The sequence below is a fragment of the Micromonospora halotolerans genome, assembly GCF_032108445.1.
In the GTDB taxonomy this organism is placed as follows: domain Bacteria; phylum Actinomycetota; class Actinomycetes; order Mycobacteriales; family Micromonosporaceae; genus Micromonospora; species Micromonospora halotolerans.
Genome location: NZ_CP134876.1, coordinates 4,356,025 through 4,377,738, shown reverse-complemented (window position 1 = coordinate 4,377,738; position 21,714 = coordinate 4,356,025). Strand labels below are relative to the sequence as shown.

14 protein-coding genes are annotated in these 21,714 nt (G+C 69.4%); 12 read left to right on the top strand and 2 right to left on the bottom strand.

Annotation, left to right across the window (positions count from 1 at the left end; genetic code table 11):
• The first annotated feature begins 79 nt into the window (after positions 1-79).
• From RMN56_RS20755 to lexA, 8 genes are all read left to right on the top strand, one after another.
• Positions 80-613, top strand: coding sequence for a hypothetical protein (locus tag RMN56_RS20755; RefSeq protein ID WP_313719171.1), 534 nt, complete (start codon positions 80-82; stop codon positions 611-613).
• 271 nt (positions 614-884) lie between these two features.
• Entirely contained in the window at positions 885-1,490 is a 606-nt protein-coding gene (locus RMN56_RS20750; RefSeq protein WP_313719169.1) for a vWA domain-containing protein, read from the top strand.
• A complete protein-coding gene (locus tag RMN56_RS20745; protein WP_313719168.1) occupies positions 1,490-2,878 on the top strand; it encodes a protein kinase domain-containing protein in 1,389 nt (462 codons plus the stop codon). Before RMN56_RS20750 ends, RMN56_RS20745 begins: the two co-directional genes overlap by 1 nt.
• Positions 2,860-6,174, top strand: coding sequence for a DEAD/DEAH box helicase (locus tag RMN56_RS20740; protein WP_313719167.1), 3,315 nt, complete (start codon positions 2,860-2,862; stop codon positions 6,172-6,174). Before RMN56_RS20745 ends, RMN56_RS20740 begins: the two co-directional genes overlap by 19 nt.
• A gap of 82 nt (positions 6,175-6,256) precedes the next feature.
• The gene (locus RMN56_RS20735; protein ID WP_313719166.1) at positions 6,257-7,699 is read left to right on the top strand and encodes a hypothetical protein; all 1,443 of its coding nucleotides are present in this window, start codon (positions 6,257-6,259) and stop codon (positions 7,697-7,699) included.
• 82 nt (positions 7,700-7,781) lie between these two features.
• A complete protein-coding gene (locus RMN56_RS20730) occupies positions 7,782-10,025 on the top strand; it encodes an AAA family ATPase (protein WP_313724808.1) in 2,244 nt (747 codons plus the stop codon).
• Complete coding sequence (locus RMN56_RS20725) at positions 10,025-11,878, top strand: DUF2357 domain-containing protein (protein ID WP_313719165.1); 1,854 nt, start codon at positions 10,025-10,027, stop codon at positions 11,876-11,878. The genes RMN56_RS20730 and RMN56_RS20725 overlap by 1 nt, the downstream gene beginning before the upstream one ends.
• Positions 11,879-12,530: 652 nt before the next feature.
• Entirely contained in the window at positions 12,531-13,181 is a 651-nt protein-coding gene (gene lexA, locus RMN56_RS20720) for a transcriptional repressor LexA (RefSeq protein ID WP_313719164.1), read from the top strand.
• Between the two features lie 60 nt (positions 13,182-13,241).
• Here the strand turns inward: lexA and RMN56_RS20715 are convergent, their stop codons facing one another.
• Positions 13,242-13,490, bottom strand: a complete 249-nt coding sequence (locus RMN56_RS20715; protein ID WP_313719163.1) for a helix-turn-helix domain-containing protein — start codon at positions 13,488-13,490, stop codon at positions 13,242-13,244.
• A gap of 1,353 nt (positions 13,491-14,843) precedes the next feature.
• Here RMN56_RS20715 and RMN56_RS20710 point away from each other — a divergent pair.
• The 3 genes from RMN56_RS20710 to RMN56_RS20700 all read left to right on the top strand — a co-directional run bounded on the left by RMN56_RS20710 (position 14,844) and on the right by RMN56_RS20700 (position 20,846).
• Entirely contained in the window at positions 14,844-15,308 is a 465-nt protein-coding gene (locus RMN56_RS20710) for a Het-E N-terminal domain-containing protein (RefSeq protein WP_313719162.1), read from the top strand.
• Between the two features lie 77 nt (positions 15,309-15,385).
• On the top strand, positions 15,386-19,237 hold the full coding sequence (locus RMN56_RS20705; RefSeq protein WP_313719161.1) for a hypothetical protein: 3,852 nt from the start codon (positions 15,386-15,388) through the stop codon (positions 19,235-19,237).
• A gap of 496 nt (positions 19,238-19,733) precedes the next feature.
• Positions 19,734-20,846 carry a competence protein CoiA family protein gene (locus tag RMN56_RS20700; RefSeq protein ID WP_446685803.1) on the top strand — a complete coding sequence of 371 codons (1,113 nt, stop codon included), beginning with the start codon at positions 19,734-19,736 and terminating at the stop codon, positions 20,844-20,846.
• Here the strand turns inward: RMN56_RS20700 and RMN56_RS20695 are convergent.
• On the bottom strand, positions 20,839-21,186 hold the full coding sequence (locus tag RMN56_RS20695; protein ID WP_376787211.1) for a transposase: 348 nt from the start codon (positions 21,184-21,186) through the stop codon (positions 20,839-20,841). The two genes, RMN56_RS20700 and RMN56_RS20695, sit on opposite strands and share 8 nt — an antisense overlap.
• Here RMN56_RS20695 and RMN56_RS20690 point away from each other — a divergent pair.
• On the top strand, positions 21,165-21,590 hold the full coding sequence (locus RMN56_RS20690; protein WP_313719158.1) for a hypothetical protein: 426 nt from the start codon (positions 21,165-21,167) through the stop codon (positions 21,588-21,590). The genes RMN56_RS20695 and RMN56_RS20690 overlap by 22 nt on opposite strands.
• Positions 21,591-21,714: the final 124 nt, after the last annotated feature.

The window sequence follows — 21,714 nt, the reverse complement described above, 5'->3', positions numbered from 1 at the left end:
GTTGGCAGCGTTCCGCCCTCTGGCGGGTGAGCCGGACCCGGTCGGGCCCCTGGTGTCATCGGCAGGCCATCCATACAAAGTGCCACTCAACAACTTCACCTCAGAGACGGAACTGGCCGAGGCGGTGCTCGACCGCCTTCGGCCGGCGTTCCACATCCGCCGGGAATGGCCCGGACGGCATTGCTCGGGCCGGCAGGCCCGCATTGACGCGATCATCCGCCCAAGGGATCTCACTCCTTGGCGCGATGACGTGGTCACCTTCGGTGTGGAGTTCAAGCTCCCGCCCGCGCAGGCCGGAACTAACGCCTACACCGGTTGGCTCGCGCGGCCAGTCGACTACACCCATGTCGACTGGAAGGGCTTAGGCAGGTTGAGAATTCTGACGTGCCCGGGGCCGACCCTGTGGCTCGACCGGATCCAGCAATACTCGCAGGCGGATTCCACAGTGAGCTTGGCACGACGCCTCAGCGGGCAGCTCGGGGTGGGCGAGCTGGTGTTGCGATGGACCCATGGGCTGACGATCGCGTTCAACGGCGAACAGGTGTGGTCAGACCGCTACGGGGTGGTCCGAGGCAGAACGTGGACCATGGCCCCCCGAGTCGGCTCACGGTAACCCTGGCCGCTAGCGGCTGGCACCCGGTCGGACGAGTGGCGTCCCGTGACCTCTGACGGAACGCTGCGGTAGGCGTCGTTCAACCTTCTGGCCGCTTGACGTCTGGGTTGTATGTCTGCGATCCTGACCGGCTCTGCGCCATCGCGAGGTTCGTCGATATTGGGCGCAGTGGCGTCGTTTGACGAGTGGCGGAGGAGTGAACTCTGTGGTGGAACCCGCGATGGTACGGCCCGACACGCTTGCGTCCCGGTCCCGGAGGGCGCCCCGGCCGATGCCGGTGATCGTGTTGGCGGACGTCAGCGGCAGCATGGAGGGCGACAAGATTGCTCAGCTCAACCGGAGCATCGCGGCGATGTTCGACGCATTCGGCGCGGAGGACTCCGTTCGGGGTGAGATCCACGTGGCGGTGGTGGCCTTCGGCGGCGACGAGGCCGTGCTGCACCAGGCGATGGTCCCTGCGTCGCGAGCTGTCTGGGTCGATCTGACTCCTCGCGGCCGCACGCCAATGGGCAGCGCGTTCACCCGGGTCCGCGAGTTGCTCGACGACGCCGAGGCGGTGTCGGAGCGGGCGTTCCCACCGGCACTCGTGCTGGTCTCGGACGGCATGCCGACCGACGACTGGGAAGCACCGTTGGACGACCTGCTGTCCTCGCGCTGGGGGAGCCGCGCGTTGCGGGTGGCCGTCGGCATCGGCACGGACCGGACGGCCGAGGCTGATGAGGTATTGCGCACGTTCAGCACCCCCGGCGTGAACGTCCTGAGGACCGACCAGGTTCACGACATCAGCGGACTGTTCCGGTGGGTTACGGCCACGGTCACGACCACTCTGCACGAGCGCACGGGTCAACAGGCGGTGCGGCTGGAGGAGTTCGACTGATGGCCGGTCAGCTGGCGGCAGACTGGCCATCGAGCGTGCGGACGGCGCGAAGCGGTCAACATCTGGAACTAGTCCTCGATCCACCGCTGGGCCAAGGCGGCGAGGGCGTGGTGTTCCGCACCCACCACGGCGGGCTGGCGGTGAAGCTCTGCAACGGCGGCTCGGCGATGCGCCTTGAGGACCGCCTGGGCCGGCTACGCTGGCTGCCGCTTCAGGGTGTCCCGATCTGTCGCCCCTTGGAGCCACTGGCCGCACCTCACGTCGGCTACGTGATGGAGCTTCTGCAGGACATGGTCGCGTTCAGTGCGGTCTGCGCACCTACAAGCGACGACGTCGCGGGCTGGTACGCGCAGGGTGGCGGGCTGCGCCGTCGGCTGCGGCTGCTCGCCCGGTGCGCCGCGATCCTCGGGACGCTGCACGACCGTGGCATCGTCTACGGCGACGTCTCGCCCGGCAACGTGCTCGTCTCCGCCCAGCCGGAGCACGACGAGGTGTGGCTCGTCGATGCGGACAACCTTCAAACGGAGAGCGGTCCCGGCTCATACCGCCTCATCACCGCCTACTACGCGGCGCCGGAGGTGCTGCGGGGCGCATCCGGCAACACCGTGTTCAGCGACGTTTACTCGTTCGCGGTCCTGGCCTACGAGACCCTCACCACGAATCACCCGCTCATCGGGGACTACGTTGACCAGGGACCGGCTGAGCTGGAGGACGACGCCCTACACGGCCTCCTGCCTTGGATCGAGCACAGCACAGACGACCGAAACCGGACCGCTTACGGCTACCCGGCCGAGCGGGTCCTGACGCGGCAGCTGCTGGCCCTGTTCCGGCGGACCTTCGAAGACGGCATGCACGACCCTCGCTCCCGGCCGGGCGCCGGCGAATGGGCCGCCGCACTCGACGGCGCGGCCGACCGGTGTGTGCAGTGTTCAAAGTGTCCGCACAGCTACGTTGTGGCGAAGGACCGCTGCCCGTGGTGCGGCGCCGTTCGCCCGGCGGTCGTCCCGGTGCTGGTACGAGAACAGTTCCCGTGGCTCGGCGACCGGCGTCCACTGACGCTGGAGGACAAGAGCCTGACCTTGTTTGTTCAGGCGGACCGGCCGCTGCTCGTCACTGCTCGTACCGTGCACCGCGGGGCCGCGGATCCTCTTGCGGTGGTCGCTGAGGTTGACTGGGACGGTGGGGACAGCCTGGTCGTCCGGAACCGGGGCACTAGCGTAATCCGCCGGGTTCCGCCGAAGGGCGGCCTGGGGCGGTCGCTGTTGCCGGGCGGTCGCGCCGACGAGCCGCTGTCCGCGGCGTGGACGTGGCACTTCGGTGACGACAGCCGGCCGCACCGAATGCTGGTGCCGCAGCCAGCGGAGGTCACGTGTTCGCTGAGCAGTTGAGGCCGGGCGAGATCCGCATCGTGTCGCTGCCCACCGGCCCGGCCACTTCGGTCCCGCGGTGGCTAATTAAGCTCGCCGACAAGTACGCCAAGAACCGGGAGGTCGTGCTCCGCCACCGGACCGGCCGGGCGGAGTTCGAGGTGGCGCCCGCAATCGGCGGCGGCCAGCCAATCCGGCTTCCGGTCACGGACCAGGAAACGGTGGATTGGCTCACCGCAGCTGGGCGCAGGGTCGTGTCGTGGGTCGTCGACGTCACCCCGCAGCAAATCGGCCTGCAGTGCCACGCGTTCGCTACCGCGGATATCGGAGCGAGCATGACCGTCGGCATTGATGACGGCGTGGCCGAACAGGTGCGGATCGCCACTCAGCGGGCGGTGACGGGTTTCGACCCGATCCGGGACTGGCTGCGCGAGGAATTCGCCCTTCCCGCGCTGCCGGGTCAGACGGAGGAGCGGTTCGTCCATAGCGGAGGGCCGGGCAGTGAGTTGGGATCCGGCGTCCGCGCCCTCACTCTGCACGGTCGGCGATGGGTCGCCGACATCGCCCTCGCTGACGACGCCCTGCGCCTCGTGCGCCTCACCGACGCGTCTTCTCGGCAGCACGCTCGCTGGTTCCGGCTCAGCCCAATCGACCTGCGGTTCGTCGACCGGGGTGATGAGGCCGCCGCCAGTGAGGTCATCCGGGCCGCCTTGCAGGGGCTCACCTCGAACGGGCGGACATATCTGGACCTTTGGCAGGCGTACAACGAGATTGAGCGCGAGTCGCTGGTCGACGAAGCCCGGCGTATGGGTTCCGCCCGATACCGCTCGTGTCAGGTCACCGCGGATGGGCTCTGGCGCTTCGAGCTGCAGCCCGACGATCGCGCCGCAGCCTTCCTCCGGGCGGTGGCCTCGTTCAGCGGAAGGCTGCAGCTAGAGGCGTCCGCCAACCTCCCGCCCGAGCTGCACGGCGGACGCGGGCGGCCGGGTGCCGGCGTGCACGGCGAGGTGCGGTACGTGGTCAGGAACAACTGGACCGTCGACCTCGCTGTTGGCGGAGAGGACGCGCCCCCGCCGACCGGCCACCTGTTCCAGTCGCTCTCCGGGGACCGGGTCCGCCTGCGCCGCCGAGACCTAGCCCGCGAACGGATTGAGACCGACCAGGCCGAGATGCCCGGGCTGCGGCTGCTTATCGAGGGGGTGCCGCGGCCGGGAGCGCATCCGCGCGCTGAGAGGGCTCACGAGAAGGCTATCGCTGCGGCTATCAATGGCTCTGATGGCCCGGCCCCCACCGATGTCCAGCGGGCCGCGCTGCACATGGCGCTGCGAACTCCAGACGTCTTGCTCGTGCAGGGGCCGCCGGGCAGCGGCAAGACCCGTTTCATCGCGGACCTGCTGCGCTGCCTGGACGATCTGGGCGAGCGCACGGTGTCGATGCAGCGGATCCTGCTTTCCAGCGTGCAGCACGACGCGGTCGACAACGTCGCCCGCAAGGCACGCCGGCACGGCCTGCCACCGACGCGGGTCGGGGCGCGGCCGGGCCGCGACTGGGAGAGCTCCCGCGAATGGCGCGACGGCGTGGTCGCGACGGTCGAGCGGTACCTGCAGGAGCACCGGCCTGCGTCCGCCCGCCACGACGCTGCGCGAAAGCTGCGGGAGCTCGCGTCGGCCTACGAGCGGCACCCGATGAGCGGTTCCGACCTGGTCGCGCTCCTCGGCACCGTCAAGGAGCTGGCGGGTACCCGCTTGCCCGGCGTGCTGCGGGACGAGCTCGACCACCTGCTGGCTGACCGGGCCGTGGTCGACCGGGTCGCCGTGACGCTGGCCGGCGACGAGCGGGAACGGCTGGCGCGGGAGGCGCGGTCGCTGCGCGTCACTGCGGTCGCGTTCGCCGACGACGGTCCGCAGCGCGCCGTCCGGGCGTTGCGCGAGCTGGACCGGCTGCTCGACAAGCCGGCCCGGCAGTTGCTGGAGGCCGCTGCGGAGGTCGGCGACAGCGGTGACGGCCTGCTGGCCGAACTCGCCGCGCTACGCGTCGAGCTGCTCGGTCGGCTCGCCGCCGACACCGCCTTGCTCCACGCGCCGATGCACGATCCCGACGTGGAGGCGCTGCTGCACCTCGTCGCGGACGCGGTGGCGGAGGAGGCCGCCGAGACTGCCGACAGCGCGGACGAGGTCCTGCTGGCCTACCGCGACGATCTGCGGGAGGACTTGGCCCTCGTGGAGTCGACGCTGGCCCGTTACAACGCCGTGCTCGCCTCGACTGTCCAGCAGTCGAACTCGGAGGAGATGTCGCGGCTGCTCGACGCGCCGCTGCCCGTGTTCGATACCGTCGTCGTCGACGAGGCGGCGCGGGCGAATCCGCTCGACCTGATGATCCCGATGGCGTTCGCTCGTCGGCGCATCGTCCTCGTCGGCGACCACAAGCAGCTGCCGCACGTCTTGGAGCAGAAGGTCGAGCGGGAGCTGCGCCGCAACCGCTCCCTCGACGGCTCGGAGCTGTCGCAAAGCCTTTTCGAGCGCTGGTTTGACCTGTTCGCCGACGAGAAGCCGGCGGCGCGAACGATCGTGCTGGACACGCAGTTCCGCATGCATCCCGCACTCGGCCGGTTCGTGAGCGAGGTCTTCTACGGCGGCCCCGACGTGATCAAGCCCGATCCGTCGACAGCACGGCTGACCCACGAGTTGTCGACCTACGCCGGCAAGGTGGCGGCCTGGATCGACGTGCCGCGACGGGACGGAGACGAGAAGCGGTCCGGGACGAGCTGGACCCGGCCCGCCGAGGCCCGTCGGCTGGTCCGGGAGCTGTCCGAGCTGGCCGAGCTGGACCGGGAGCGGCGGCTCTCGTTCGGTGTAATCACGTTCTACAAGGCCCAGCAGGAGCTGCTGGAGGCTGAGTTGCAGCAGGCCGGGCTGGCCGTGGTCGACGACGACGGCACCTTCATGCCCGTGCCGGCGATGCAGTTCACGAACGAGGAGCGGCCGCGGCAGAGGCTGCGGGTAGGCACCGTGGACGCGTTTCAGGGCATGGAATTCGACGTCGTGCTGCTGTCCGTGACGCGCAGCAGTCAGGTCCCGCGGCCCCTGGGCGGTCCCGCCGAGGCCGTGCAGAGGTACGGGCACCTGCTCAGCGACAGCCGCATGTGTGTGGCGATGAGCCGACAACGCCGGTTGCTTATCGCCGTCGGGGACGCCGCCATGGCAGACCGGGCGGCCACGCCGGAGCTGCCAGGCCGGCCGGGCCGGTCCGTCGCCGAGGGTATTGTCGCGTTTCGCGAATTCTGTGAGGGGGTGCAAGGTGCCGGGGTTCGGACCTGAGTGCCCGGTCGTCCGGCCCGACTTCGCCGAGTTCCGGGGTCGGCAGCGGTGGCTCCTCTGGCCGGCGCTGCGGTACCGCGTCGTGTCGCCGCTGGTGCACGAGGACCGGCTCAACGTGTTCCAGGCAGCGGTGCTGGGCCTGGCCCGCGCTGGCCTACGTGAGGCGGCCGACATCGGCAGGCTCCTCGGACTCCAGGACGACCTCGTCGAGTTGGTCCGCTCCGACCTGCGCGCGCTGAAGTACCTCGACCAGTATGGCGTCATCACGACAAACGGCCGCCACGTCCTGCAGGGTGGATTCCCCGACCCCACACGGGTCATCACTACCTACGTCTACCAGGACGTGACGACCGGCACGCTCTGGCCGGCCTCGACCGTCGAACCGGGTCACTGCCAATGCGACTGGCAGAGTCGGACAGCGGCGACGCTGCAGCTGCGCACCGCAGGCGCGCCGCTGCGGATGCACGCGTTCGCCGTTTATCCCGGCGGCTGGAACAGTACCGAGCCACCGGCTCACGAGCAGGTCGTGGAGGCCGTCTCCCGCGGCGAAACCGCCAAAAGGCAGGGCGGCGGACGGACGCGGCGTTGGCAGGCCGGCCCGCCCGAGCGGGTAGTTTCGCGCGTGTCAGTGATGACCGATGGGCAGCCGGTGTGGATCCCACTGCCACTGCTCGCCCGGAGGCGTGACGAGGGTGGCGAAACCACGGTGACGTGGGACGCGATGAGCCCGTTCGGCGGGCACACCAGCCCCTACCTGCGGCGGCTGGTGGCGACCCAGATCCAGCGGTCGGCCCGGCTGCGCGACCACATCCAACAGTTCATCGGCCGCCGGACTGAGGGCCTCCTGGCCGAGTCCGACCTCATCGAGGTCAAGCTGCGGCGCAGCATCGCCGAGACGCTCGAGCACCGGTTCACCGCCCGGGTACGCGACCACGACGCCGTGTTTGAGCTGCTCACGCTGCTCGAGCGAGAGATCGACCGGGCACGTCGGCGCGGCGACGGCAGTCCCGAGGTGGGCGACGTCGCGCGGTACTCCTGGCGGCTGCACGAGCTCGTGCTACGCGACCTCGTGGCTCGGCATCGGCCACCGCCACGGGTCGTCGAACAGCTGCGGGATCCACTCGCCCGGCAGCTCGGCACCTACTGCCGGCAGCTCGGCATGTCGTTCGGCGAACACGCGCAGCTTGGCGTGGTGGAGGCCGAAAAGCTCCGGCGGGGAATCCGACACCCTGACCGGGCGACGACCCCCGTGCTGCTAGCCGCCTCGCTCGTCAGCGCCGCCAACAGCACGCCCGACCATCCGTTCCGCCAGGTGGCCGCGGCTCGGCCGACGCTGCTCAGCGACCTCACGAATGTATCGATGGACCGGAACATCGGTGGTGCCCACGCCGCCGCGGTGCCGTTGAACCTCGACTACGGTGAGACCGCCTGGCGGCTTGCGCAAGACACCGCGGCTGCCTACCTCGGCGTGCCGCTGCCCGATCTCCGGACGCCTAGCGAAAGGGACCGCTCCACCAATGGGTAGGCGAAGAAGTAAGCCGAACTGGCCGCCGAATCAGCGCCGCTCGGCTCAGCAGGCGGCCGCTGACAAGATTGCCGACTTGGCGGTGGCCGATAAGCGGGCCGAGGACGACACGGAGGTCAGAGCTGCCCTCGCTGAGCAGGGGCTGGAGCCGACCACGAACGACGACGCGGTGCTGTCCGCGTACGACGCCCTGCTGCGCCAAGCCGCCGACTACGAGCGCGCGGCGAGAGCGGCTCGGGAACGGATACAGGCGGCCGCGGACGCGGAGGCTGCTGCGGACGCCGCCCGCCAGCGCCTCGACGCGGATATCGCTGAGGCCGCCTCGGCCCGCGACGCCGCCGAGGCGCTCAGGGCCGAGGCCACCACCGAACTGGCGCAGCTGCGTCTCCGGAGCGAGCAGGTGAGCGCCCGCGAGCAGGAGGCCCGGGACGGATTCACCGCACAGGCCCAGGCGGCCCACGCCGAGCTCGATGCCGAGCTGGAACGCCGCCGGCAGGCGGCACAAATCGAAGAGGAGGAGCGGCGGCGCGGGCTCGCCGAGGAGCACGCGGAACAGGTGGCCCGGCTGCAGGAGGACCAAGCGGCGCTCCGCCGGTCCGAGGAGGAGCTGAATGACCAACGCAGGGCGGTACTGGGACAGCAGTTCCAGTTGCAACGCAAGCTCGACGACTTGGAGGCGGAGATTCAGGCACGCGCCGCGGCCGACGTCGCCGCCCTCGACCGCGAGCTGCAAGTCCTGCGGATCCAGTCCGACGCTCGGATCAAGACAATCGACGAGCTGCGCAAGCAGCTGGCCGACCAGGAGCAGCAACTGCTGCGGATCGGTGGCACTGACCCGCAGTACCTCATCGACGAACGCGACCGGCTGGCCGCTGACAACGCTGAGCTGCGCGGCAAGCTCGCCGAGCGGCTGGCCGACGACGACCTGCACCGGCTGCGCTGGCTGGAGCGGCAGCACCGGGAGGTGACCGGCGAGCGCGACCGCCTCGCCTACCGTGTACAGGAGCTGGAGGGTGCTGCCCTCGCGAGCCGCATCAACAACCTGCAGTTGAAGCAGCTCAGCGACGCTGAGCGGCACTTCGAGGTGGTCGCCCGCGGCTACGAGAGCCGGATCGCCGAGCTGCACGGCACCGTCGAGCAGCTGACCCGGGATCGTCCCGACCCCGGCACGCCGCTCTTCCCCCGCTGCGTTGCGATGGACGACGACCCGCAGCTGAACGAACCCGGAGCGATCAGCGCCGAGCGGCCCAACCTCTCGCAGCTGGCCCGGTCGCTGCAGGCGGTCATGTTCGCCGACAGCCGGCGGGCCTACCGGCTCAACGACGTGTGCGTCCTCCTCGGCGGACTGGCGATGAGCCGGCTGCACCTGTTGGAGGGCATGAGCGGCATCGGCAAGACATCGCTGCCGGTCGCCCTCGCCAAGGCGCTCGGCACCGAGTGCACCGTCGTCGAGGTGCAAGCCGGCTGGCGCGACCGGACGGACCTCTTCGGACACCACAACACATTCGAGCGCCGCTTCGAGGAGTCCGAATTCCTCCAAGCCCTGTACCTGGCGCAGACGCCGAGGTACCGGGAACGGCCGTTCTTCATCGTTCTCGACGAAATGAACCTCGCCCGGCCGGAACAATACTTCTCGGTCCTACTGTCGAAGCTCGAGCACGAGGGCGAGCCGATCCAGCTGGTCACTCGCGGCACCGGCCGGGCGCCCCAGTGGTTCGTGGACGGCTGGCGGATCCGCCTGCCCCGAAACGTCTGGTTCATCGGCACAGCGAACCAGGACGAGTCGACGCTGGAGTTCGCTGACAAGACCTACAATCGCGCGCACCTGATGGAGCTGCCGGCCCAGCGTCCCTGGCTGCCGCAGGCGGCAACGGTCCCGGAGATCGAGCCGTACGGCGCTGTCGCGCTGCGCAAGTCGTTCGAGCAGGCCAAGCAGACGCACCGGACAGACACGACCGAGGTGCGCGAGTTCCTGGAGGAGATAGCCGACGACCTGCGCGAGCACGGCCGGGCGGTCATGGGCCCGCGGCTCGAGCGCCAGCTGGAGGCGTTCGTACCTGTCGTCGTCGCGGCCCACGCCGGCGACCCGGTCGCCGAACGGCCGGAGGGCGAAGACAGCGGACAGGACGGCCGGTCGCTCGCCGCCGACCACTTCCTGGCCCGGAAGGTCCTTCGTTCCCTGCGCGGTCGGTACGACGTCACCCCCGGCGGCCTCAACAAGATTCGGGACGTCGTCTGCACCGTCTGGGAGCTGCGCGGATTGCGCGGTGCCCCGGTGCGGTGCGTGCGCCTCCTCGACGATGAGCAGCGGCGCAGGGAAGGGTGATGGCCGACCGCCCCGGCGGACCGGACCCGCTCGTCGTCAGCACCGTCATCGACGTCGCCCGCGCGCTGACCAGGAACACGACCCTCGGCGCGTGGCTAGCTGACAACATGTTCGTGCCCGACGCGTCGCACCACGCCGAGCTGAGCCCGTTCGAGCGCGCGGTTCTCGACGGGCTCGACGTCCTCGCCGACGTCTGCCTCCGACCCCACGACCGGCTCGACCGGGTGGACGAGCTGGTTCGGGCGGACCTGGCGCGCCGGGTGCCGCCTGCCGGCCTCGCCCGCCTAGCCGGACACACCGAGGACTGGGCGGGCGTGGAGCACGGGCGCATCATGCCGCTGCGCGTACTGTCGCAGCGGTTCGCCGAAGACGTCGACTTCTACGAAAACCGGGTGGCCGCGCAGCTCGTGGACCGGCTCGGCGAGCACCTAACCCGACGCATCCGCGAGCTGACCACGCTCGCCGACGGCCTAGCCGACCTCGACGAGTACAACCGGGCGCTGAGACACGCGCAGTCGTGGCGCCGGCTCGACCGGGTCGCCCGCCTCGTCGCCAAGGCGGTCTCCGACACCACCGCGTCGGCGCTGGCGATCACCGAAACCCTCGACGTGCTCCGCCGTGCCCGGGCACGGCTAGCGGCGCTGCACGGATCGCCGGTGCTGCGGCGGGCCAACCGCCGGGTGCCCGTGCCGATCCGGCTCATGCGCACCAACCTGTTCCTAGGCGATGGGCGGTACCGGCAGATCGGCGCGCTCTGGGAGCTATGGGCGGTCCATGAGTCCTCCGTTTTGGCGGGCGTGAGGTCGGCGGACCGTACGTTCCCCGAGGCGTACGCGCACTACGTCGCCGCGCTCTCCCTACGTGCGCTGGCGATCCTCGGTTACCAGCCGGACGACCCGGCCGATGCACTGCCGGTCGTCGGCTCCCCCGTGCTCCTGAACGGTCCGACCGGCAGTGCCACGTGGTCGATGGCGGAAGACGGAACCCTGCGTGTCGCCGCCGACGGACGGCACCTGGCCCGGCTGGCGCCGGTCGGCGACGACCTCGGCCAGCCCGCCGCCGAACGGGCGCGCGCCGCCGCGCTCGGCATGCAGGCCAACTCCACGATCGTTGTGTATCCGGGCCTCCGCGCCGCCCGGGCGGCATTGCCGTCCACCACGGGGCGCCTCGTGCACCCGGCCGGCTTCGGCGCGCTGCCCTGCCTGGTTCCCGTCACACCGCTAGAGATCGAGGGCGAGGAGCGACTCGCCCGGGCGCTGCGGTGGGTCCTGCAAGGCCGCCGGTTCGTCGCCGAGTATCCGCCCGCTGCGGAGCTGTCCGCGAGAGTGCCGAAGAGCAGCGATGGCTGGTGGCGCCCGGCTGGTCCGAGGCGCGTCGCGGTGACCCGCCGGCCGTCGATGGACGAGGTGGAAGCGCTGGTCCGCGCAACAACCGGACGTGAGCGGGGCCAGCGGCCCACGGCGTCGTCGCCGCCAGGGGCTGTGGCTGCGGTCGAGGCGGCGGCGCGGTCGTTCGACCTGTTCGAGACGTGCCCCATCTGCCACAGCAAGATGACCGAGTTCGAGCCTCGGGACCGGAACACATTCCAATGCCGCTGTGACGTCTGCTCGACGGGCTGGGGTACCCGGATCTGCGGATCGTGCGGCAAAGTCTATCCCGTTTTGTGGCTGCACAACGTCCTGCCTGACGGGACCGGCGGCGATCGCCTCGACGTGACGGCGGGTGCCGACCTGCTCGCCGCGCCTTGCGTTGACCGCAGCCTTGCGCCGGGTGCCCGGTTCCGGTGTTCCTGGTGTCACGCCTGCGCCGGCCATCCCGGATGCGGTTGTCCGGTTGTTCATACCGCTGGCTAGGGCAGGCAGCAGTCATGCCTCCGCTGTGCCCAGGCTGACGTGCGGTCGCTGGATGTGGTGCTTCGCATCGCGCGCCGACACCCGTAGACTCTGGGCGGCGGTCACGCCCGCCTCTCCGAGCTGCCACAGTTCATCGGCTGGTCGGTCGACAAAGTCCGCGAGCACCGGTAACCGGCGGCGGCGCAGCGATCGCTATTCCAGCGGCTGCCTTCTCATGGTGGGCCAGGTGATAGCCAACGTGGGCGATGTTCAGATCTGAGTACGGCGGGGGCGGCATCAACGCGTGAACCAGCCGGGCCGCGGCTGCGGCTGCGGCTGCGGCTGCGGCTGCGGCTGCGGCTGCGGCTGCGGCTGCGGCTGCGGCTGCGGCTGCGGCTGCGGCTGCGGCTGCGGTCATGATCTTCGCTGTACGGGATGAAGGGGGCGAATTTGGCCCCGATCCAGTTCAGGAACGACGCGTACGTCGGTAGGAACACCCAGGTCGGTTATGGCTGACCGCGATCGGCGACGACCTCGACTACATCCACGTCTGCCCTCAGGACGCACTTCCGGAAACGGCTTCGGCTCCGGCGGGAGCCCGAGGCGTTCGAATACCCGAACCGCACCGAGCGGGTTAGTACGCGCGTTCTAAAATCCGTTGTATTGTCCGTGGATGACAACCTCCGATGCTGCCGAGGCCGAGCCGCCCCACGTAAGCGCCAAACAGAAGCGCATCCTGACTGTGATACACGATTGGATCCAGCGGCACGGCTACCCACCCACGGTCCGCGAGATCGGTGCAGCTGTCGGGCTTGGCTCTCCCTCGTCGGTGGCGTACCACTTGAACCTGCTGGAGCGGCGTGGCCTCCTGCGCCGTGAGGCGAACGCGTCCAGGGCGGTCGATATCCGCAGGGCGCAGGTTGGTGCGACATCGAGCGGAGCAGGCCAGCCAGGCGTCAAAGTTCCGGTGCTCGGCACTATTGCTGCCGGCGTCCCGATCCTCGCCGAGGAACACGTGGAGGACGAGCTGACGCTGCCTCGCAACCTAGTCGGGCACGGTACGTTGTTCGCTCTGATAGTTAAGGGCGATTCTATGATCGAGGCGGCGATCTGCGAGGGAGATGTGGTCGTCGTGCGCCAGCAGGCGGTCGCTGAGAACGGCGACATCGTCGCCGCGATGATCGAGGGCGAGGCGACGGTCAAGGTCTACCGGACCCGCGACGGCCGCGCCGAGCTCGTCCCGCGGAATCCGCTCTACGAGGTGATCTCCGCCGAACACGCGGTCATTCTGGGCAAGGTCGTCTGTGTGCTTCGACGCGTCTAGCGTCCGGCCGACGTCTGCTTTACGGGCATCGGCGCCGTCCTCGGTCTGCTGCGATGCCAGCTAGTTGGTGCGGTCGTCTCTGCAGGCCGATTGGGCTAGGTCGCCCAATGGGACGCCGACGGCATGCGCGATGCCGTGCAGGACGCCGATCGTGCAGTTGATGCGGCCCCCTTCGACCTCAACCAGCATCCGGCGCGAGACGCCGCTGCGCTCGGCGAGGCCGTCGAGGGTGAGATTGGCCGCGTGTCTGGCCTTCGCGACCGCATGGCCGAGCGCCGCGAGATCCACGGGCGGCGGGGGCTCGATCACAAGGATTCAGGCAAGTCGCCACCAGAACTCTTGTCAGTGCAGCATAATGCCCTAAATTGTTGAACATGCGGCCGTCGCCCATCCCTCCACTGCAGCTCCTTTCGGCAACCAAGTGCGGCCCCCAGGTTCCGGCTGGTCGCGAACGAGTTGGACCACCGGCGCCCGTGCCTGCAGGACGGCGATGCGATGATCGACCGTGAGCGGGCCTACCGAGCCTTCGACGACCGCCATCCGTCCGCACCGTGGGTCCACACCCACACCATCGCTGGCCGAATGGCAAGTCTCCGTCGTGCGGTTTGGCGGGTACTCGTGGACCGCGCTGACGACGCCATGCAGGTAGCGCTGTCACCGACCCAGCTGGCCGCGGCGATCGCAACAGCGTCTGGACGACGTCCGGCGAACAGGGCCAACATCCAGGCCTCCTTGAAACGGCTACAAGGAGGCTGGACTGCTGAGAATCGTTGACCATGGCAACGGCCAGCGCTGCAACACGTACCAACTCTGCATCCCAAAGCCAAGGGGATCGACCCGACGGCAGCGACCCGCGCAAGATCACCGGCTCAAGGCCTTCGACATCCGTGCCAAGGCATGGAGCCCGCAAAGACGCCGCACCTGGCGGGCTGTGTGGCAGGCCATCCTCGCGGCGGCCGACTCAGAGGGCCAATTCGTCGGTGACGTAGCAGAGCTTGCTGACGCGGCGAGCGACAGGCTCGGCATCGACATCGCCGACGAAACAATCGCAAAGATCCTGCGGTGGAGTGTCGCCACCCAGCTAACTGATCAAGCTCGCGGCGGACGCATTCCCTTGTATCGAATTAGGCCGCAACCTGCAGTGAGTTCCGGCAGTTGAAATTCGTCTTCGAACCAGCAGATGCACAGGAAGGGGACGCCGATGAGGCGGGACGAGGTTGCGCAGCAGGCAGGGATCCCATCGACTTGGAGGGCGTCCTCACCCGGGAGTTCCGCCAACCGTTCGGCGGCCCGTCGGGTGAGCCTGACCGGTGGGTCGGCGCCGACCAGAACCTGGCGCATGGCTCGGCTGAGCTCAAAGGACGGGCCAGGGACGCCCGTGCCGGTCCAGTGAGCCCGGCTGCCGCCTTCTGAGGGTTCAACGAAGCAGCGACGCCTGGTCCAGTCGATGTAAGTGACGTGCCAGGTCCGGCCACCGAGCAGTAGTCGCCGTGGTCCTTGAACCTCTTGGACGAGCACGGCCGGGTCGACCTGGCCGAGTTCGGTAGTGCCGCCAGAACGCTGAACTCGGGGGCGGTGTCGTGGATCCGACAGGTGTGCGCAAGGTGGCGAGGCCGGGTCACACTGGTGTGGTCCGGTGGGGCCGACGAATCGAGGCATGGGGTGTCGGACGTCGAGTTGGTGGTGGCGGCATTGGCTGCCGGCGCGAGCGCGGGAGTTACCGCCACGGCCAGTACCGCAGTTCAGGATGCCTACGCGGGTTTGAAGAAGCTGCTTCGGCCGTGGGTGCGGGGCGAGGCACGGGCGGCGTTGAACGCTGACGAGCGGGAGCCGCTGGTGCTGCAGGCTCAGCTCGGCGAGGAGTTGCAGGTCTCAGGCGCGGCCGAGGACGACGAGGTGGTGGCGGCGGCGCAGAGGCTGTTGTTGCTTGCGGATCCGGAGCTGGCGGCGAGGTACGGCGTCGCGGGGAGTTCCATTTCGGTGGTCGCCGGCGATCAGTCGAGGGTGTTCACCGGGCCTGCCGATGCCCGGGCTATGGGCGACGGGCTCGCGGTCGGCCAGGTCGGCGGCGACGTGACCGTCGGCCGTGATGGGGAGCGGCGGGGCCCTTCGGGGCCGGGCCGGTAACGCCACCGACCGTCCCCGGCAGCTCCGGCGCGGACTCGGCGCCGCGGTGGTCGTCCCGCCCTGCGCAGGTGCCGCCGATGTCCGGGCGCGGGGAGGGCGGCGGGTTCGGGTTCGGCCAGGTCGTCGGGAACGTTAATGTCCACGTCGGTAGGCGACCGGTGCGCCCGGCCAGGTCCGCCTACCTGCAGCAGGTCAAACGCATCGCACCGCCAGAACTCTTCGATCGGGAGTCGGAACTCACCGAGCTGACCGCGTTCTGTCTCGATGACGACCGCGGCCCGTACGTGTGGTGGCAGGCTGGGCCGTGGGCCGGCAAGACTGCACTGCTGTCGACGTTCGTGCTGCACGCGCCCGAGCAGGTTCGGGTGGTGTCGTACTTCATCTCCGGCCACGACACCCGGGACCGGTTCGCCGCTGTCATGCTGGAGCAGCTGTGCGAACTCACCGGCCGGGAGATGCCCGAGGCCGGAGCGGACCCAGTCCGCCTATCCTCGCTGCTGCGCGACGGCCTCAACCGGGCCGCTAAGTCCTGTCAGGCTGGCGGCGGACGCCTGGTCCTGGTGATCGACGGCCTCGACGAGGACTCCGGCGTCACGTGCGGCCCGGACGCGCACAGCATCGCCGGGCTGCTGCCGGTCGGACCGATGGCCGGGATGCGCGTCATCGTCGGGGGGAGGGCCAACCCGCCGGTGCCCGATGACGTGCCGGATTGGCACCCGCTGCGCGACACCGGCATCATTCGCACCCTGACCCCCTCCCGGTACGTCACCGGCCTGCCCCGCCTAGCCGGTCGCGAAATCAAGGGCATGCTCAAAGGCGGCCCGCTCACCCAGGACCTGCTGGGTCTGTTCACCGCTGCCGGCGGCAGTCTCTCCGTGGCCGACCTGCGCGAGCTGACCCGCGCCGAACTCGTGGCCGTCGAGGATGTCCTACACACCACGGCCGGCCGCAGCTTGACCCGCCACGCCACCGACGGTGCACCAGACCTCTACTCGCTCGCCCACCAGGAACTGACCATGGCCGCGCGCCGTTATCTCGGCGCCGAACGCCTTAGTGAATTTGAGGACCGGCTGCACATCTGGGCCGAGCGCTATCTCGCACCTGACGGCGACCGGCAGCCATGGCCGGCGGACACCCCCGAGTACCTGCTGCGCGACTACCCTCGGATGTTGGCGACCACCGGTGACGTGGACCGGCTGATCGCCGTGGTCACCGATCCAGTCCGGCACGACCGGATGCGTACCCGCACCGGCAGTGACACCGTCGCCCTCGCGGAGATCGCGATCGCCCAGGAACTCATGCTCGCCCGCCCCCCTGACCTGCCCACGCTGGTAAAACTCTCGATTTACCGCAACGCCCACGTCGACCGCCACCGGCACCTTCCCTCCGCGCTGCCCGTCGTACGGGCCATGCTGGGCGACTCAGCGCGGGCCGAAGCGGTCGCCCGCAACCTGACCAGGCAGCTCCAGCCCGCAAAGGCAAGAGCGGTACTGGCCGAGGCCGCGGCCGCCGCCGGCGATCTCGCCCTGGCCCGCCGGTTGGCCGCACAAGCCGAGACGGTCGCCCGCGCTCAAACCGGGCGGCTCGGTCGGATGGTCTCCCTCGCCGAGGTCACCCACGCGATGGTGGCCGCCGGGGAACTGGGGCGGGCCGAGACGATTGCTCGCGCCCTCACCAACGAGGGCCTGCAAGCGTGGACACTGGCGCACGTCGCGAAACTCATCGCCAGCCGCTACGGCGGCCTGGGGCAACGATTGACCGACGAAGCCGAGGCGATCGCCCGTGCCCCCGACCGTCCTAGCGATTTCGGCCGCTGGTCCGCACTGATTGAGCTCGCGAAGGTGTCCGCTGCCGCCGGAGATCTCGACCGAACCCGCCGGCTGGCCAGCGACGCCGAGGAACTCGTCCGCGCGCAAAACGGCCGAAACGGGGATGCGGAGGGCCTCGTCGACGTCGCAATGATCGTGGCCAGCGTCGGCGAGAGCGACAGGGCACGCCGGTTGGCCGCCGACGCCAGGGCTGCCGCCCTGGCCATGGACAACCGCGACCTCCGGGATCGGACCCTAGCGAGAGTCGCGGTGGCGGCTACCGCGGCCGGCGACATCGACCTGGCCCAGGACATCGGCCACTCCCTCACCGACGATCATTACAGCTGGGAGTCGCCCGTCAGCCTTGTGCGGGCGGTTGCCGCCACTGGCGACTTCGATCGGGCCCAGGCCCTCGCGGGCTCCATCACCCATAAGTTCGGCGCGCCATATGCCCAGGTGGTGCTCGTGGAGGCACTCATCGCCGCCGGCGATCTCGCGCGGGCCGAGTCCCTGGCCTGCGCCATCACCGACCCCTACCACCAGGCGACGGCACTTGAGGCCCTGGTGCGGGCGGTTGCCGCCCGCGACGTCAACCATGCCGAGACGCTGGCCCGGCAGATCATCAAGCCGTACGCGCAGGCTAAAGCCCTGGCAGGACTCGCGCTTGTGGCCGGCGCGGGCGACGCCGATCGGGCTCGCGGCCTGGCCACGGACGCCGAGCAACTGGCCCAGGCCAGCATCGAGGCCGACCAGCAGACGCATCGTGAGATCAAATGGAGCATGCATGGCCGGGTCGCCGAAGTTGCGGCACTCGCCGGAGACATCGACCGGGCCGAACAGTTGGCCCACGAGATCACCGACCACCACGGGAAGCAACATGCGCTCGCCGAGGTGGCGCGGGCGGCACTCGCCCTCGGCCACCTCAACCGGGCCGAGGCGATCGCCCGCACCGTCACCGACTCCTTTAACCGGGCGGATGCCCTCCTGGCCGTCATCCACGGGTTCTGCACCGCCGGCGACATCGGCCGGGCCGAAGCACTCGTCGAGGCCATCTCCGGCTCGCGTCATAAAGCGCAAGCACGCAGCTGCCTCGCCGAGGCGGCCGCCGCAGCAGGCGACGTCGACCGCGCCGAGACCCACGCCCGCGCCATCACCGTCGGAAACCGGCACGCGCAGCGGTATGAGCCCTTTCTAGACATGCTGAACCGGGAGGACTGGGAAACCAACGCCGTCGCTGACGAGTCGACGAAGGCGTTGACCATCGCCGCAGAGGCGGCCGCCGCAGCCGGAGACATCGAACGGGCCAGGACGCTCATCGAGGCCATCTCCGACTCATATGAAGAACCCAAGCTGATTTTCGGGTACGAACATCCCAGGGCGGTGGTCAGGATCATCGCGGCCGCGGCCGCCGCAGGCCAGATCGACGAGGCCGAGGCGCTGGCCCGCGCCATGCCACACCGGGATCAGCGCGCGGTGGCCCTTTACCGCGTCGGGCAGGCGGTGGTCGCCTCCCGCTACCTCGATCGGGCCCGGCGACTGACCGGCGAGGCCGAAGCCCTCACCCGACGTACCGTCACCGAGCCGTTCCCCCGGGCGTGGATCCTCGCCGCCGTCGCAGAGGCGGCCGCAGCCGCCGGCGACGCCGCCCACGGCAAGCATCTGACCGACGAAGCTCTCGCTCCCGGCCTCGCCGAGCCGTTCCAGCGCGCATGGATCATCGCCGCCGTCGCCCAAGCGGTCGCCGCCAGCGACGCCACCCAGGCCAGGCAGTGGACCAGCGAGGCCGCGGCCATCGCCCGCGACATCACCGAACCGTTCCAGCGGACACAGGCCCTCGCCGCCGTCGCCCAGGCAAGTGCCGCGGCCGGGGACCTCGCCCACGCCGAGACACTCGCCCGCGACATCACCGACCCGGACGAGTTGGCCCAGACGCTCACCGCGATCGCCCAGGCGGCCGCCGCCGCAGGCGACGCCGACCAGGCAGGCCGCCTGCTGGGCGAGGCCTTGGCCACCGGGCACTGGCTGGTGCCACTGCCGGTGCTCGCCGGGCTTTGCCCCGAGTTGGCCCTACAGGCCGCGGCCGGGGCGGCCTGTTCCGGCCCGCAAGCCACGGTCAGTTGACGATCCGGCCCGCCATCGGAGTCCGCGACCCGTTCTCAACACGAACCCCTCGGCCGCCCGCAGCAGCGCCGATCCTCCGTCCAGAAGCCGAACTCGAGGCCGTGCCGGCGACGGCGCGGTGACGTTCGCCGATCCGATCGAGCTGATGCAAGACGTCTTGGGCGAGGCGTACCGGCGCGCCCCCTGACGCCGTGCCGTCCAGCGCTGCCTCCGCGATGAGGACCGTCGACAGCTAGATCAGCTTGGTGAAGGCTCAGTGTTTGCGGACGTCGGAGGTAGTCGGCGGCCGGCTGCCTGCAGGAGATCTTTACGTTCCTCTTCCCGGTAGGCTTCCGCTGGTCTGACTAGGGGGAACCTGGTGGCATTCCGAGCGGTGCACCAGCATTGGGGAACGGTTCTCGCGCATCTGCCGGACCTGGGATGCGCGCGTAGCTGGGACGCGGTGTGGAAGGTTCGGCCTCCCGCACCACTGGCTTGTGATGAGTGCGGCCATGCAATGTATGCCAAGGTGGCCCGGACGGGGTTTCGATTCTTCGCCCACGCTCCTGGCGCTCCAGCCTGTGCATCAGGACGAGAGTCCGAGGCCCATCACCTCCTCAAGCTCGAGCTGGCCCAGGCGGCCCGAGACGCTGGCGCGTGGGCCGAGCTTGAGGTGCGCTCGCCCACGGGTGCTTGGCGGGCTGATGTGCTCGCCCGTGCCGACGGTGGCGAGGAGTTTGCGCTTGAGGCGCAGCTGGCAGCCATCACGGTTTCGAATCTCCTCGCGCGGACTGAGCGGATGCGAGCAGAAGGCATTTCCTGCTGCTGGTTTACCGACCGGCTGCGGGCGCCCTGGCTCGGGGCGGTTCCGTCCGTTCGGCTTGCCCACGCTGACGGCATTGGGCTCGCTGTCGTCGAGGGCGTGGCGCGGTTCAGCAGCGGTAGCTGGGACGTGGTGCCTACGTTGCCGCTCGCCCGGTTTCTGGGGTTGATGTTTACCGGCCGGGTGATTCCGCATGTGCCACGTGTCCCGCCCTTGCGGTGTCCACAGCAACCGGTGGCGGTGATCTGGACAGCACCTCAGTACGTACAGGCGGAAGTTGACTTCTTCACCGACGGCCGTGAGGCAGCGTGGCAGTGGGCACAGGAACGCCGCAGGGCCTCTGCCCGGAGGACGAATGCGGCCTCCAGGGCGGAGGTGCTGCGAGCGGCCATCGAGGCAGAGGCCGCGGCACGTTCCGACCCGATCGCTGCGGCTCGGCGTGATCGACTTGCCCGCCAGCCCGAGATTGCAACTGCCATAGCCATGCTTCAAGCGGCGCACGGAATCCAAGCGGACGTGGGCTGGAGTACAGCCGATCCTCGGTACGCTGGCGGGGTGCTGCTGGTCGATGAGAGTGGCTATCCGGCGGCCGTCTTCGAGCCGGATCCGCAGCGGGTCCGAGGCGACGCGTTCTCGCTGTTGTCAGGGATGCTTCTGTTGTTCGCGACTCAGGACAGCCAGCGATCGTTTGAGTTTGCCACGGCGAGGCTTAGGAGGGTGCCCCCCAGCGGGTATCGGATGGGCTCCCTTGCTGGGGTGACTGGGCCTCGCCCTGGTATGCCAGGCCTCGACGAAGTCATCACGTAGTGCGGATCGCACGCTGCTCGAGGTCAGCACGCAGGCCGGGGTCGGCGCCGTAGACCTCGTCGCTGGTCACCCGACCGGCCGGGACGCCGGCGTTCAACGCGGCGGCGATCATCTGCCGGGCCAGAGCAAGCTTCGTAGCGAACCAGGCCTCCTCAGGGACGCCCCCGCAGTCTTGCCGCGCCGTCTCCCTCCGGTACCGCCTACCCCCTGGCGGCCCGCTCAGCGGCCCCTGCTGTGTTGAGCAGCCGTACATCCCAGCGATGGCGACCTGATTGGAGGAGGAACACGTCGGGTGGCAGCGACTAAGATCAACAACTCGTGAGCAGGAGGCAAGCGGCACGAGAAATGCAAGAGGCAGTCGAGCGCGAAATCCTCAAACTACTCGCCGAGCACGGAGAAATGACGACCTGGCAAGTGCAGGCGGAAGTCAAGACCGGGCGCACGCGAATCGTGTTCCAGGACGAGTGGGGCGAGCTCGAGCATTACGACTCGTGGAGCTTGTCGTACATCCGTAACCGACTGTATGAGCTCTGCCACGACCGCGTGACATGGCGCAAGGCATCGTGGGGTCCGGGATGGGACGGCCGACCAGCCGGCGTGAGCCAATACCTCTGGAGGCTGCAAACTCCGGAGGGCCGCGAACAGATGCGCCTCGCATGGCAGCGCGAAAAACAGGCGCTAGACGAAAGGCTGGCGCTCATTCGCCGGGACGGCATCGGCGACGCACCCTCCAAGTCCGACTAATCGTGAACGCGATGGCTGCTCAGCGAGCGGTGGCCGGGCGAGCGGAGCGATCGAACGGGGACAAAACGCGCCGCGTGTATTCACCTGGCAGGACACGCCCGGCGTGTACATGCCGGGCACGCCC

Bases quoted from the DNA above. Each gene is read 5' to 3' on its own strand.
- RMN56_RS20750 (WP_313719169.1), top strand. From the start codon at position 885: ATGCCGGTGATCGTGTTGGCGGACGTCAGCGGCAGCATGGAGGGCGAC.
- RMN56_RS20745 (WP_313719168.1), top strand. From the start codon at position 1,490: ATGGCCGGTCAGCTGGCGGCAGACTGGCCATCGAGCGTGCGGACGGCG.
- RMN56_RS20725 (WP_313719165.1), top strand. From the start codon at position 10,025: ATGGCCGACCGCCCCGGCGGACCGGACCCGCTCGTCGTCAGCACCGTC.
- lexA (WP_313719164.1), top strand. From the start codon at position 12,531: ATGACAACCTCCGATGCTGCCGAGGCCGAGCCGCCCCACGTAAGCGCC.
- RMN56_RS20705 (WP_313719161.1), top strand. From the start codon at position 15,386: ATGTCCGGGCGCGGGGAGGGCGGCGGGTTCGGGTTCGGCCAGGTCGTC.
- RMN56_RS20700 (WP_446685803.1), top strand. From the start codon at position 19,734: ATGTATGCCAAGGTGGCCCGGACGGGGTTTCGATTCTTCGCCCACGCT.